The organism is Citrobacter sp. MGH 55, assembly GCF_016906145.1.
In the GTDB taxonomy this organism is placed as follows: domain Bacteria; phylum Pseudomonadota; class Gammaproteobacteria; order Enterobacterales; family Enterobacteriaceae; genus Citrobacter_A; species Citrobacter_A amalonaticus.
Map to the genome: position 1 here is coordinate 150212 of NZ_CP070239.1, position 13374 is coordinate 163585.

General features: G+C 54.1%; 13 protein-coding genes. 7 read left to right on the forward strand and 6 right to left on the reverse strand.

From position 1 onward, the window contains the following. The first annotated feature begins 75 nt into the window (after positions 1 to 75). The 4 genes from nadC (at position 76) to hofC (ending at position 4206) form a co-directional block, all read left to right on the forward strand. Entirely contained in the window at positions 76 to 975 is a 900-nt protein-coding gene (gene nadC, locus JTI98_RS00615) for a carboxylating nicotinate-nucleotide diphosphorylase (protein WP_044326651.1), read from the forward strand. A gap of 206 nt (positions 976 to 1181) precedes the next feature. Beyond that, the gene (gene ppdD / locus JTI98_RS00620) at positions 1182 to 1619 is read left to right on the forward strand and encodes a prepilin peptidase-dependent pilin (RefSeq protein WP_216081801.1); all 438 of its coding nucleotides are present in this window, start codon (positions 1182 to 1184) and stop codon (positions 1617 to 1619) included. A 9-nt stretch (positions 1620 to 1628) separates the two neighbouring features. Further along, on the forward strand, positions 1629 to 3014 hold the full coding sequence (gene gspE, locus JTI98_RS00625) for a type II secretion system protein GspE (protein ID WP_216081802.1): 1386 nt from the start codon (positions 1629 to 1631) through the stop codon (positions 3012 to 3014). Further along, entirely contained in the window at positions 3004 to 4206 is a 1203-nt protein-coding gene (gene hofC / locus JTI98_RS00630) for a protein transport protein HofC (RefSeq protein ID WP_058587644.1), read from the forward strand. The genes gspE and hofC overlap by 11 nt, the downstream gene beginning before the upstream one ends. Before the next feature lie 56 nt (positions 4207 to 4262). Here hofC and JTI98_RS00635 read toward each other — a convergent pair whose 3' ends face one another. Then, complete coding sequence (locus tag JTI98_RS00635; protein WP_044328828.1) at positions 4263 to 5306, reverse strand: GMP reductase; 1044 nt, start codon at positions 5304 to 5306, stop codon at positions 4263 to 4265. Between the two features lie 225 nt (positions 5307 to 5531). On the opposite strand from JTI98_RS00635, the gene coaE reads away from it, so the two are divergent. Genes coaE through yacG form a run of 3 tightly spaced genes read left to right on the forward strand, consistent with a single transcriptional unit; the run spans position 5532 to position 7099 of the window. Continuing rightward, complete coding sequence (gene coaE, locus JTI98_RS00640; protein WP_216081803.1) at positions 5532 to 6152, forward strand: dephospho-CoA kinase; 621 nt, start codon at positions 5532 to 5534, stop codon at positions 6150 to 6152. After that, positions 6152 to 6895 (forward strand): cell division protein ZapD, encoded by a 744-nt coding sequence (gene zapD, locus JTI98_RS00645; RefSeq protein WP_216081804.1) that lies wholly within the window; start codon positions 6152 to 6154, stop codon positions 6893 to 6895. The genes coaE and zapD overlap by 1 nt, the downstream gene beginning before the upstream one ends. Before the next feature lie 9 nt (positions 6896 to 6904). Next, a complete protein-coding gene (gene yacG, locus JTI98_RS00650) occupies positions 6905 to 7099 on the forward strand; it encodes a DNA gyrase inhibitor YacG (protein ID WP_042997927.1) in 195 nt (64 codons plus the stop codon). A 59-nt stretch (positions 7100 to 7158) separates the two neighbouring features. Here yacG and mutT read toward each other — a convergent pair whose 3' ends face one another. The 5 genes from mutT to ftsZ all read right to left on the reverse strand — a co-directional run bounded on the left by mutT (position 7159) and on the right by ftsZ (position 13336). Next, the gene (gene mutT, locus JTI98_RS00655) at positions 7159 to 7551 is read right to left on the reverse strand and encodes an 8-oxo-dGTP diphosphatase MutT (protein WP_216081805.1); all 393 of its coding nucleotides are present in this window, start codon (positions 7549 to 7551) and stop codon (positions 7159 to 7161) included. A 63-nt stretch (positions 7552 to 7614) separates the two neighbouring features. Continuing rightward, complete coding sequence (secA, locus tag JTI98_RS00660; RefSeq protein ID WP_042997929.1) at positions 7615 to 10320, reverse strand: preprotein translocase subunit SecA; 2706 nt, start codon at positions 10318 to 10320, stop codon at positions 7615 to 7617. 63 nt (positions 10321 to 10383) lie between these two features. Next, positions 10384 to 10890 carry a secA translation cis-regulator SecM gene (gene secM, locus JTI98_RS00665; RefSeq protein ID WP_216081806.1) on the reverse strand — a complete coding sequence of 169 codons (507 nt, stop codon included), beginning with the start codon at positions 10888 to 10890 and terminating at the stop codon, positions 10384 to 10386. Positions 10891 to 11166: 276 nt separating this feature from the next. Continuing rightward, the gene (gene lpxC, locus JTI98_RS00670; protein WP_000595473.1) at positions 11167 to 12084 is read right to left on the reverse strand and encodes a UDP-3-O-acyl-N-acetylglucosamine deacetylase; all 918 of its coding nucleotides are present in this window, start codon (positions 12082 to 12084) and stop codon (positions 11167 to 11169) included. Between the two features lie 100 nt (positions 12085 to 12184). After that, the gene (gene ftsZ, locus JTI98_RS00675) at positions 12185 to 13336 is read right to left on the reverse strand and encodes a cell division protein FtsZ (protein ID WP_004857884.1); all 1152 of its coding nucleotides are present in this window, start codon (positions 13334 to 13336) and stop codon (positions 12185 to 12187) included. Between the last annotated feature and the right edge of the window lie 38 nt (positions 13337 to 13374).

Consider the following 13374-nt stretch of genomic DNA (forward strand, 5'->3'; position numbering starts at 1 on the left):
TTTGAGTGGTGCTTATAGCCGCTTCAGAGTAGCATGTTTCTACCTTATGATTCGTTAGCAATTTGGAGTTTTATCATGCCGCCTCGCCGCTATAACCCTGACTACCGACGTGACGCGCTGTTGGAACGCATTAACCTGGATATCCCAAACGTTGTCGCCCAGGCGCTGCGCGAAGATTTAGGCGGTGAAGTGGATGCCAGCAACGATATTACGGCTCAACTTTTACCGGAGAACAGCCGTTCTCATGCCACGGTCATCACCCGTGAAGACGGTGTTTTTTGTGGCAAACGCTGGGTTGAAGAGGTCTTTATTCAACTGGCTGGCGACGATGTCAGCATCACCTGGCACGTCGAAGACGGCGACAGCATCAAGGCGAACCAACCGCTGTTTGAGCTGGACGGTCCCTCGCGCGTGTTACTGACCGGCGAGCGTACCGCGCTGAACTTCGTGCAGACCCTGTCAGGTGTCGCCAGCGAAGTGCGTAAGTACGTTGATATCCTGGAGGGCACAAAGACCCAACTGTTGGATACACGTAAAACCCTGCCTGGGCTGCGTACCGCGCTGAAATATGCCGTACTCTGCGGCGGTGGCGCGAATCATCGCCTGGGGCTTTCGGATGCCTTCCTGATCAAAGAGAACCACATTATTGCGTCTGGTTCCGTGCGGCAGGCGGTGGAGAAAGCCTTCTGGCTGCATCCGGATGTGCCTGTAGAAGTCGAAGTGGAAAACCTCGATGAACTGGACGACGCGCTGAAAGCCGGTGCCGACATCATCATGCTGGACAACTTTGAAACGGAACAGATGCGTGAGGCGGTAAAACGGACCAACGGCCAGGCGCGCCTGGAAGTTTCCGGCAACGTGACCAACGAAACGCTGCGGGAATTTGCCGAAACTGGCGTCGATTTTATCTCCGTGGGTGCGCTAACCAAGCATCTCCGGGCGCTGGACCTGTCCATGCGCTTCGCTAACGCGTAATCATTATACGGCCTGATAACGCGCTGCTTATCGGGCCTGTTTATTCCTTTCAATCGCTAAAATCCTCGTCGAGCCTCGCAATCTCATTGCTTGCGACTGCAAACCGATAATATTCTTCTGAACCCGCCTTCCCGATTCATTTTTTGCTGCTCGCCTGGCGTACCGGCGTTTGCCAAAGTGACGTCCACTCACTCAAGGAGCGAACAATGGATAAACAACGCGGATTTACCCTTATTGAACTGATGGTGGTGATCGGCATTATTGCCATCCTCAGCGCCATCGGCATTCCGGCCTATCAGAACTATCTGCGCAAAGCGGCGCTAACGGATATGCTGCAAACCTTTGTCCCCTACCGCACTGCCGTCGAACTCTGCGCCCTGGAGCAGGGTGGCACAGACACCTGCGACGCAAGCGTCAACGGGATTCCCTCTCCCACAACAACGCGCTATGTCTCAGGAATGAGCGTCGAAAATGGGGTGGTTTCGCTTACTGGTCAGGAAAGCCTGAACGGGCTTAGCGTCATCATGACCCCTGGGTGGGACAAAGCAGAAGGCATTACGGGCTGGACGCGTAACTGCAACATCCAGAATGACAGCGCGTTAAAACAGGCCTGCGAAGACGTCTTTCGCTTCGATAGCCATTAAGGAAGCGCCATGAACACGACGCAACTCAGCGCGCTGTGCCAGCGCTACCAGGGGATATTACTTGATGCCAATAACGATGTGGTACACATTGCCGTCGAAGATGCCCCTTCTCATGAACTGCTGGACGCCCTGCATTTTGCCACGACTCGCCGCATTGAGATTGCCTGCTGGACGCGCCAGCAAATGGAGCAACACCAGCATCACGCCTCACCCGCGCTGCCGTCCGTGGTGCCTGAGAGCAGCGTCAGCGCGGCGGTTTTACTGGATAACACATTACAAAGCGCGCTGGCGAAACGGGCCTCAGATATCCACATAGAACCTGCAGAGCATTACGTCCGTCTCCGCTTACGCGTGGACGGCGTGCTACATGGCTTACCCAATATCGCCAAAGAGACCGGTATCGCCCTGACAGCACGTTTAAAAGTGTTAAGCCATCTGGATATCGCGGAACACCGCTTGCCGCAGGACGGGCAATTTACCATTGAGTTGAACGGCGCTGCCGTCTCGTTTCGTATCGCCACCCTTCCCTGTCGTTATGGCGAAAAGGTAGTGCTACGGTTGCTGCATCAGGTAAATCAGGCACTGGATGCCTGCATGCTGGGTATGCACGACACGCAACTCTCTGCCTTCCTCCACGCCCTGCAACAACCTCAGGGGCTGATCCTCGTCACTGGCCCCACGGGTAGCGGTAAAACGGTAACGCTTTATAGCGCGCTGCAAACGCGAAACGCACCGGAGGTGAATCTGTGCAGTGTTGAGGATCCGGTGGAGATTCCCCTCGACGGTATCAATCAGACGCAGATCCATCCCCGTGCCGGGCTGACCTTTCAAGGCGTATTGCGGGCACTGCTACGCCAGGATCCGGATGTCATCATGGTAGGTGAGATCCGCGACGGCGAAACCGCAGAAATTGCTATTAAGGCCGCACAGACCGGGCATCTGGTGCTTTCCACGCTGCATACCAACTCAACCTGCGAAGCGCTGGTACGCTTACAGCAGATGGGGGTGGCGCGCTGGATGCTCTCTTCCGCGTTAACCTTAGTGGTCGCGCAGCGGCTAGTCAGAAAACTGTGTCCGCACTGTCGACGGCTGAGTGACGATCCCCTTCGCTTACCGCCCGCATGGTACCCAACGCCGCTACCCCGCTGGCAGGCGGTTGGCTGCGAACACTGCTATCACGGCTTCTATGGTCGTGCGGCGTTGTTTGAATTACTTGCGATCACCGCTGAACTGCGTCATCAGATTGCCAACGACGCCTCAGTCGCAACGCTGGAAGCCCATGCAAAACAGGCAGGAATGAGCACACTCTTTGAAAGCGGATGCCGCGCCGTCGATCAAGGGCTGACGACGTTTGAGGAACTGGTGCGCATTCTGGGTATGCCAGATGATCACTAAAAAGCTGTGGTACTGGCAGGGAATGAATCACGATGGCCTGCCCGGAGAGGGAACTCGTTGGGCGGAAAACCGACTCGTGTTGATGCAGGAACTTGAACAGCATCAGATAATACCTTTGCGCGTGAAATCCTTACGCGTAAAGCGTGCGCTCTGGCGCCATGACAAATCCACGGAAGTGATTCACCAGCTCGCGACGCTGCTAAAAGCGGGGCTAACGCTGTCTGAAGGGCTGGAATTGCTTGCCGGACAGCAACCGAGCAAGCAGTGGCAAGCCCTGTTAGGGAGCCTTGCAAACGAACTGGAACACGGTACGCCGCTCTCCAGCGCGCTGGCACAGTGGCCTGACGTGTTTCCACCGCTGTATCAGGCGATGATACGCACCGGAGAGCTAACCGGGAAACTGGATGAATGCTGCTTTGAACTCGCCCGGCAGCAGAAGGCGCAAAAACAGTTAACCGATAAGGTCAAAAAAGCACTGCGCTACCCCATCATTATTTTAACGATGGCGGTCATGGTGGTGGTGGCGATGCTCCACTTTGTCCTGCCTGAATTTGCCGCCATTTACCGGACCTTTAACACGCCGCTACCTGCTCTCACTCAGGGGATCATCGCGTTTGCCGACTGGAGTCAACGCTGGAGTGGGCTGATTGTCCTGATGCTCGTCATGCTAATTGCAACCAACAGCCTGCTGAGCCGAAAGCCCGGCTGGCAAATGCTGCGCCAGAGAGGATTACTCCGCATGCCCGTGATGGGCCAGTTGATAAGGGGTCAGAAGCTCACACAAATTTTTACCATCCTCGCGCTAACGCAGACGGCGGGGATCGCATTTTTACCCGCGCTTGAGAGCGTGAAAGAGACGATTCAGTGCCCTTACTGGGCACTGCGCCTGGCACAGGTACAGCACGATATCAGTACCGGTGTGCCCGTCTGGCAGGCACTCAAAAATGCGGAAGAATTTAGCCCATTATGTCTGCAACTGGTCAGGACCGGAGAAGCCTCTGGCTCGCTGGATATCATGTTGCGCAACCTTGCCCGTCATCATGATGAACATACCCAGGCGATGGCTGACAACCTGGCGGCACTACTGGAACCCGCGCTGCTGGTGATTACAGGGCTTATCATCGGCACACTGGTCGTGGCGATGTATTTACCGATTTTCCATCTGGGCGATGCGATGAGTGGCGTGGGATAACGAAGGAAGTCGACAGCAGAACTGGCGCTCCATGCAGCGCCAGTTCCTGGGGAGGGTTACAGGCTATTGAAAACGCGGTTTTCTTGTTCCTGAACCCGGATAAACGTCGTACGTTTGGTCAGCTCTTTCAAACGAGAGGCACCGACGTAGGTACAGGCTGAACGCAGGCCGCCGAGAATATCACGCGCGGTGTTCTCCACCGGGCCACGCAGCGGCAGCTTGACGGTTTTCCCTTCCGCAGCGCGATACTGCGCAACGCCGCCGACATGACGGGTCATGGCGGATTCAGAGCTCATGCCGTAGAACAGCATGAATTTTTCGCCGTTTTCTTCAACGATTTTACCGCCACTCTCTTCGTGGCCAGCCAGCATACCGCCAAGCATCACGAAATCAGCGCCGCCACCGAATGCTTTCGCCACATCACCAGGCATGGTACAACCGCCATCGCTGACAATCATCCCACCCAGACCGTGCGCCGCATCAGCACACTCGATCACCGCAGACAGTTGCGGATAACCAACACCGGTTTTCACACGCGTAGTGCAGACAGAGCCCGGACCAATACCGACTTTAACGATATCCGCGCCAGACAGAACCAGTTCCTCACACATTTCGCCCGTGACCACATTACCGGCGCAGATGGTTTTGGTCGGCCAGGCTTCACGCGCTTTCGACACGAACTGAACAAAGTGTTCGGAGTAGCCATTGGCAACATCGATGCAGACAAAGTTCAGTGCCGGATCCAGCGCCAGAATCTGTTTGGTCTTCTCGAAATCCGCATCGGACGTACCGGTAGAGACCATGACGTGCTTGAGTACATCGGCTGATGCCGTGCTCACAAAAGCCGTCCAGTCTTCAACGGTGTAATGCTTATGAACGGCGGTCAGCACATCGAAAGAGGCAAGAGCCGTTGCCATCGCAAATGTCCCGACGGTATCCATGTTGGCAGCAATAATAGGTACGCCGGACCAGGTCTGACCTGAATGTTTAAAGGTGAATTGACGTTCCAGCTCAACATCGGAACGACTTTTAAGGGTAGAACGCTTAGGGCGGATAAGAACGTCTTTAAAACCTAACTTCAGATCTTCTTCAATACGCATGTGCGGATTCCTGGGGTTAAGGGCTATTAGTATGAGAGCGCAACTCCAGTGACGCTATCATACGCACTAATCAATGCCGCGCAAGACTGCGAAATTCTCTTTTTTTACGCTACAATCCCATAAATTTACCTGGCGAATAGCGGGCACGCCCAGAGTCATCATCGCCAGTGTACGTTCAACTTTCAACCAATTGATTATCATAATGAATTCCCGGGAACCGAGCTTATGAGGTATACAGTAGCCTTAACTGGCGGCATTGGCAGTGGTAAAAGCACCGTTGCGAATGCCTTTGCTGACCTCGGAATTCAGATAATTGACGCCGATATTATTGCCCGCCAGGTGGTCGAACCGGGCAAGCCTGCGCTGGATGCGATTGCGGCGCATTTTGGCCCTGAACTGATTGCCGCAGACGGCACGCTGCATCGTCGACTGCTTCGCGAACGGATTTTTGCTGATCCGCAAGAGAAGGCCTGGCTCAGTGCCTTGCTTCATCCGCTCATCCAGCAGGAGACCCAACGTCAGTTGCAACAGGCAACGTCTGCATATGTGCTGTGGGTGGTGCCATTACTGGTTGAAAACAGCCTTTATCGCCAGGCCAATCGCGTACTCGTGGTGGATGTCACCCCCGAGACGCAGCTTGCCCGGACCATGCAGCGCGATGACGTTACGCGCGCACACGTTGAACAGATTCTCGCTGCTCAGGCGACGCGTGAAGCACGCCTTGCCGTGGCAGACGATGTTATTGATAATAATGGCGCACCAGATTCCATCATGTCGGATGTCGCCCGCCTGCACGCACGTTATCTCCAGCTTGCGTCGCAGTTTGTCTCACAGGAAAAACCGTAATGCACACCCAGGTCCTTTTTGAACACCCTCTCAATGAGAAGATGCGCACATGGCTGCGCATTGAGTTTTTGGTTCAACAACTCTCTGCACGCTTACCGATTGCAGAGAGTTCAGATGCCCTGCATTTCTTTCGCAATGCCGGAGATTTGTTGGACGTATTCGAACGTGGTGAAGTGCGTACAGAATTACTGAAAGAGCTTGAGCGCCAGCAGCGTAAACTTCAGGCATGGACAGAAGTCCCAGGCGTCGACCAGAGCCGTATTGATGCTCTGCGCCAGCAGTTAAAAACGGCCGGCAGTATTTTGATTTCCGCGCCGCGCATGGGACAATTTTTGCGTGAGGATCGGCTGATTGCCCTGGTCCGCCAGCGTCTGAGTATTCCCGGCGGTTGTTGCAGCTTTGATTTACCGACGCTGCATATCTGGCTGCATATGCCACAGGCACAGCGTGATGCGCAGGTCGATAGCTGGCTTGCCAGCCTGCACCCGCTGAATCAGGCGCTGACTCTGATCCTTGATTTAATTCGCAACTCAGCACCGTTTCGTAAACAAACCAGCCTGAATGGCTTTTATCAGGACAACGGGGAAGACGCAGACTTACTGCGCCTGCAGTTGCCGTTGGGTTTACAGCTTTATCCGCAAATTTCCGGCCACAAGAGCCGTTTTGCGATCCGTTTTATGCCGCTCGATAGCGACAATGGAGTGGTGCCTGAGCGCCTCGATTTCGAACTGGCCTGTTGTTAAGGAGTTAAGATGTCTGAGACGATCACCGTAAATTGCCCCACCTGTGGCAAAACGGTTGTATGGGGTGAAGTCAGTCCATTCCGTCCGTTTTGTTCCAAACGTTGTCAGTTGATCGATTTAGGTGAATGGGCCGCTGAAGAGAAACGCATTGCCAGCAGCAGCGATCTTTCCGACAGCGATGACTGGAGCGAAACGAAAGAGTAAACAGAGACGGTGTGGGGGATCATACTCCCCCACCGTGCGTCGGCGTCGCCTCATCCGGCCTACAGGTTTTGTTTTAACTTAGCAATCACGGACTCATTCGCCGGAGGGAAATCCTCTGCCTGCAACATCCCGGCGGCAATCCATTTTCCAGGCTGCCCCTCTTTTCCCCACGGTTCACCTTTCCAGCTTTCCACCAGCCAGAACCACAGCGTGATATGCCTGTCCGGAAACTGATACTCCAGCTTCTCGAAAAGCGTGGCACCTACCGGCGTAATGCCCACCTCTTCCTGTAGCTCGCGGCTCAGCGCCTGCTCCGGCGTCTCTCCGGCCTCAATCTTTCCGCCTGGAAATTCCAGTTTATTCGCCATATGCGCGTCGGCCGCACGCTGGGTGATAAAGATTTCGTTATACGGATTACGAATAATCCCGACTGCGATGTTCAGTTTTTTCATATTGTCGTACCCATAAAAAAGGCGCAGTATCCTGCGCCTTCAGACATCGTTATTATGCAGACCTTAGCTCAGACGGCCGTGGCACTGTTTGTATTTTTTACCAGAACCACACGGGCACGGATCGTTACGACCTACTTTACGCTCGCCCGTTTGTGCCGCCAGATCGGCCGCCGCGGCGCTGTCGTCGTCCTGATGGCTTAGCTGTTGCATCTGCGCTAAACGCTCCGCCTCCTCACGACGCTGCTGCTCCATGGCTTCAACTTCTTCCGGCATGCGAACCTGAACTTTGCTCAGCGTACTGATCACTTCGTATTTCAGTGATTCCAGCATAGAGGCAAACATCGAGAAGGATTCGCGCTTATATTCCTGCTTCGGATCTTTTTGCGCATAGCCACGCAGATGGATACCCTGACGCAGGTAATCCATCGCCGCCAGGTGCTCTTTCCACAGGGAATCAAGCGTTTGCAGCATGACGCCTTTTTCGAAGTGACGCATCATCTCTGCGCCAACCACTTCTTCTTTGCGCTGATACACGTCGATGGCCTGCGCCAGAATACGCTCACGCAGTGTCTCTTCATGCAGTTCTGGTTCTTTATCCAGCCATTCTGCGATCGGCATCTCCAGATCGAAGTCATTTTTCAGGCGTTCCTGCAGACCCGGGATATCCCACATTTCTTCCAGAGACTGCGGCGGAATGTAGGCATCAATCGTGGCTTTGAACACGTCTTCACGAATGCTGTTGATGGTTTCACTAACGTCGCTTACATCCAACAGTTCGTTACGCTGGGTATAGATCGCACGACGCTGATCGTTGGCAACATCATCGTATTCCAGCAGTTGCTTACGAATATCGAAGTTGCGGCTTTCCACTTTACGCTGCGCATTAGCAATCGCTTTGGTGACCCACGGGTGCTCAATGGCCTCACCCGGTTTCATCCCCAGTTTACGCATCATGCCGGACACGCGGTCAGAGGCAAAAATACGCATCAACGCATCTTCCATTGACAGGTAGAAACGCGAAGAACCCGCATCACCCTGACGACCGGAACGACCACGCAGCTGGTTATCGATACGGCGAGATTCATGACGCTCAGTACCGATGATGTGCAGACCTCCGGACGCCAGCACCGCTTCGTGGCGAACCTGCCAGTCGGCTTTAATCTGTGCAATCTGTTCTGGCGTTGGGTTTTCCAGCGCGGCCACTTCAGCCTGCCAGCTACCGCCCAGCACAATATCGGTACCACGACCAGCCATGTTGGTGGCGATGGTCACCGCCGCCGGATAGCCCGCCTGCGCGACGATGGCCGCTTCGTTGGCGTGGAATTTTGCGTTCAGAACGTTGTGCTTGATGCCCGCTTTGGTCAGTTCGTTAGAAACCACTTCGGATTTCTCAATGGAGATAGTCCCCACCAGTACCGGCTGACCATTGGCGGTACGCTCTTTAATATCTTCAATAATGGCCTGAATTTTTTCCGCTTCGGTCATGTAGACCAGATCCGGCATATCTTTACGGATCATCGGACGGTTGGTCGGCACTACTACGGTATCCAGTTTATAGATTGAGCTAAATTCGAACGCTTCGGTATCTGCCGTACCGGTCATACCGGCCAGTTTTTCATACAGACGGAAGTAGTTCTGGAAGGTGATCGAGGCCAGCGTCTGGTTCTCGTTCTGGATATCCACGCCCTCTTTCGCTTCAACAGCCTGGTGCAGACCATCAGACCAGCGGCGGCCCTGCATGGTACGACCGGTGTGTTCGTCAACGATGATGACTTCGCCGTCTTTTACGATGTAGTCAACGTCCCGGGTGAACAGCGCGTGCGCGCGCAGCGCTGCGGTCACGTGGTGCATTAGCATAATGTTGCCCGGAGAGTACAGAGACTCGCCTTCATCCATGATGCCTTCTTTCACCAGCAGTTCTTCAATCAGTACCAGACCACGTTCAGTCAGGTTAACCTGGCGCGCTTTTTCATCCACAGAGAAGTGACCTTCACCCTGGAAGCTGTCAGAATCTTCTTTTTCCTGACGAATCAGGTGCGGGATGATTTTGTTCACTTTCTTGTACATTTCCGAGCTGTCTTCAGCCGGGCCGGAAATGATCAGCGGCGTACGCGCCTCATCAATGAGGATGGAGTCGACCTCATCCACCAGCGCATAGTGCAGTTTACGCTGTACGCGTTCTTCAGGGCTGAACGCCATGTTGTCACGCAGGTAGTCAAAGCCATATTCGTTGTTGGTGCCGTAAGTAATGTCGGCGGCGTAGGCTTCGCGCTTGGCTGGCGCAGGCATACCCGGCAGGTTGATCCCGACGGTCATACCGAGGAATTCGAACAGCGGACGGTTGTTTTCGGCGTCACGCTGCGCCAGATAGTCGTTCACGGTAACCACGTGAACACCTTTGCCGCTTAGTGCGTTCAGGTAAGCTGGCAGCGTTGCAGTCAGAGTTTTACCTTCACCGGTACGCATTTCCGCGATGCAGCGATCGTTAAGGACCATCCCACCGAGCAACTGAACGTCGAAGTGACGCATGCCGAACACGCGCTTACTGGCTTCACGTACGACAGCAAACGCTTCCGGGATTAGACTCTCCACGCTTTCGCCTTTTTCCAGACGCGCACGGAATTCACCGGTTTTCGCTTTCAGTTCGTCATCGGAGAGTTTTTCCATCTCCGGTTCCATGGCATTGATCACTGCAACCGCTTTACGCATACGACGTAACGTACGATCGTTACGGCTACCGAATACTTTCGTTAATAATTTGATTAGCATATTGAAATCTCAAACGCCCCGCGATGTGGGGTCATAATAATGTATTGAAGTTTATTGGTTTTTTTAGCTGAGGCGTTGAGGGCCGGCACGGATCCCCTGCGCCTGGCTGATCCAGGCGGGAACGGTGAATACGGCCTGAGTCGTAAAATGGGCATACGTTACGCGCGACACACTTGCCGGAGGCGTACCTTCCTGCGTCAGCATCGCGCTGAGCGTGTTCAGTAAGGCTAAATGGTGTGCCTGAAGCGGTAACGGTTCTTCAGCAACGGGCAGCACCTGCGGTGCCATTGCGAAGGAAAGATGACGGATGACCGTACGAATAGCATGCTGATGCCAGTAATCGACGGTGAAATTGGGGCGACGATTGCTCGCTTCCAGCAGCGCCAGTTGGCTGAAATTAACTCTAACGCGCTGTTCATGGCTACTGGCTGTCGCCTTTGCCGGCGTTGTTGGCTCAACGGCATTTCCGAGCGCGGGCAAGCCAAAACTCGCCGCGACCATCCCAAATAAGAGATGCGGCCAGAAGTAGCGTCTACCTAACTGTCGCCAGCGCGTCAGTATTCCACTCACGTTATTACCATCCCAATCGTATTATTCAAAACGTTTTTTGCGCACAAATCTTATCATTAATGCGCAGGCACTACAGCAGTATTGATGAGAAGTTACAGGTAAAAGTGCTTAAGAAAGCAGCGTTCGCACGGCACCGCGATTCAGTACGCGAAAGAACACAACCGAAAGGCGCTTTTGCCAACAGGCAGGGAAAAAAATGCCAAAAAAAACGACTGGCTTACCTGGCCGGAGAGAGTGCCAGATTAACCAGTCGAATTTATGCGACAACCTGTGTCGTTATGCCAGTACGGTCGAAGGCGCTTTGAAAGCCAGCGGCAGTTCTGCGTCGTCCTGGAAGGTCACATATTCCCAGGCTTCCTGTTTTGCCAGGACAGCCTGCAGCAGTTTGTTATTCAGCGCATGACCGGATTTGTACGCGGTAAATGCACCAATAATGTTGTGACCACACATGAACAGGTCGCCAATGGCGTCGAGCATTTTGTGACGAACGAATTCATCTTCAAAACGCAGGCCGTCTTCGTTCAGTACGCGATAATCGTCAACAACGATGGCACAATCGAAGCTGCCGCCCAGGCATAAGCCACGGGACTGCAGATATTCGATATCACGCATGAAACCGAAAGTACGCGCGCGGCTGATCTGGCGCATGAACGCATCAGCAGAGAAATTCATCGCATAGCGCTGAGTGCTGGAGTCGATCGCCGGATGGTTAAAGTCGATGGTGAAATCCAACGTAAAACCATTGTACGGTCTGAACTCAGCCCACTTGTCGCCATCTTCGACCCGAACGGTCTCTTTGATGCGAACAAATTTCTTGGCACTGTTCAGTTCTTCAATACCGGCATCAAGCAGCAGGTAGACGAACGGAGCAGCACTGCCATCCATGATCGGGATTTCCGGAGCATCGACTTCGATAACAATGTTATCGATACCCAAACCCGCCAGAGCAGCGTTAAGGTGCTCAACGGTTGAAATCCGTACATCATGCTCATTAACCAGACATGTACAGAGCATGGTATCACGCACAGATTTGGCATCGGCCGGGAAATCTACCGGTGGATTCAAGTCGGTGCGACGATAGATGACCCCGGTGTTGGCCGGCGCAGGGCGTAATGTCAGGGTGACTTTCTTGCCGGTATGTAAACCGACACCAGTCGCCTGAACGATACGTTTAAGTGTCCTTTGTTTGATCATCGTATAATCTCGCCAAATTACCTATCCAACCGAAGTGTACTATACATTCGGTGGGCCAGTTTAGCACAAAGAGCCTCGAATCCCAAATTCCAGCCAATTCTTAATCGGCTTGCTTGCGCAGGAACGCAGGGATATCCAGATAATCCGGTTCTTTCGCGGTTTGCGGCGTATTATCGTTCACCACTTTCGCGACCGGTTTCTGCTCTTGCGTCAACGGCGCCATGCCATGCTGCTGGTAACGATCCATCACCGGCTGCTGCACCTGTTTATTGGTGACCAGGGTGATTTCAGGACGCTTGTCCATACCGATACCGGTAGCAACAACGGTCACGCGCAGCTCGTCGTTCATATCCGGGTCCAGAGAGGTACCGATCACCACGGTCGCGTTATCCGATGCAAAGGCACGGATGGTGTTACCCACGGTTTCGAACTCATCCAGACGCAGGTCGAAGCCCGCCGTGATGTTGACCAGTACGCCACGCGCGCCAGACAGATCGATATCTTCCAGCAGCGGAGAAGAGATCGCCATTTCAGCAGCTTCTTCTGCACGGTCTTCACCGCTCGCCACACCAGAGCCCATCATCGCGTAGCCCATTTCGGACATCACGGTGCGCACGTCAGCAAAGTCGACGTTCATCAGGCCCGGACGGGTAATCAGTTCCGCGATGCCCTGAACAGCGCCTTTCAGCACGTCGTTCGCCGCGCCAAACGCGTCGAGCAGGGAGATACCACGACCCAGCACTTTCAGCAGTTTGTCGTTCGGGATGGTGATCAGCGAGTCCACATGCTTGGACAGCTCAGTGATCCCCTGCTCCGCGAAAGCCATACGCTTTTTGCCTTCAAAATTGAAAGGCTTGGTCACGACCGCAACGGTCAGGATCCCTAAATCTTTAGCTACTTCAGCAACCACTGGCGCTGCACCGGTACCGGTACCGCCGCCCATGCCTGCTGCGATAAACACCATGTCTGCACCGTCAAGCGCTGCACGCAGAGCTTCACGATCTTCATCTGCTGCATTGCGACCGACTTCCGGGTTCGCACCCGCACCCAGACCTTTGGTAATACCGCTACCGATCTGAATAGTCTGGCCAACCGCCGTCTTGCGCAACGCCTGAGCGTCGGTATTTACCGCGAAGAATTCAACACCCTCAATGCGCTCGCGCACCATGTGTTCAACGGCGTTACCGCCGCCGCCACCGACGCCGATGACTTTAATCACCGCGTCGTTGGTCAGTTCCATAGGTTCAAACATAGTTTCTCTCTCCGTTGTGCCTGTCGCCTGAGGCCGTA

Excerpts from the sequence above, each read along its gene's own strand:
- nadC (WP_044326651.1), top strand. The coding sequence starts at position 76 with ATGCCGCCTCGCCGCTATAACCCTGACTACCGACGTGACGCGCTGTTG.
- ppdD (WP_216081801.1), top strand. The coding sequence starts at position 1,182 with ATGGATAAACAACGCGGATTTACCCTTATTGAACTGATGGTGGTGATC.
- gspE (WP_216081802.1), top strand. The coding sequence starts at position 1,629 with ATGAACACGACGCAACTCAGCGCGCTGTGCCAGCGCTACCAGGGGATA.
- hofC (WP_058587644.1), top strand. The coding sequence starts at position 3,004 with ATGATCACTAAAAAGCTGTGGTACTGGCAGGGAATGAATCACGATGGC.
- JTI98_RS00635 (WP_044328828.1), bottom strand. The coding sequence starts at position 5,306 with ATGCGTATTGAAGAAGATCTGAAGTTAGGTTTTAAAGACGTTCTTATC.
- coaE (WP_216081803.1), top strand. The coding sequence starts at position 5,532 with ATGAGGTATACAGTAGCCTTAACTGGCGGCATTGGCAGTGGTAAAAGC.
- zapD (WP_216081804.1), top strand. The coding sequence starts at position 6,152 with ATGCACACCCAGGTCCTTTTTGAACACCCTCTCAATGAGAAGATGCGC.
- yacG (WP_042997927.1), top strand. The coding sequence starts at position 6,905 with ATGTCTGAGACGATCACCGTAAATTGCCCCACCTGTGGCAAAACGGTT.
- mutT (WP_216081805.1), bottom strand. The coding sequence starts at position 7,551 with ATGAAAAAACTGAACATCGCAGTCGGGATTATTCGTAATCCGTATAAC.
- secA (WP_042997929.1), bottom strand. The coding sequence starts at position 10,320 with ATGCTAATCAAATTATTAACGAAAGTATTCGGTAGCCGTAACGATCGT.
- lpxC (WP_000595473.1), bottom strand. The coding sequence starts at position 12,084 with ATGATCAAACAAAGGACACTTAAACGTATCGTTCAGGCGACTGGTGTC.
- ftsZ (WP_004857884.1), bottom strand. The coding sequence starts at position 13,336 with ATGTTTGAACCTATGGAACTGACCAACGACGCGGTGATTAAAGTCATC.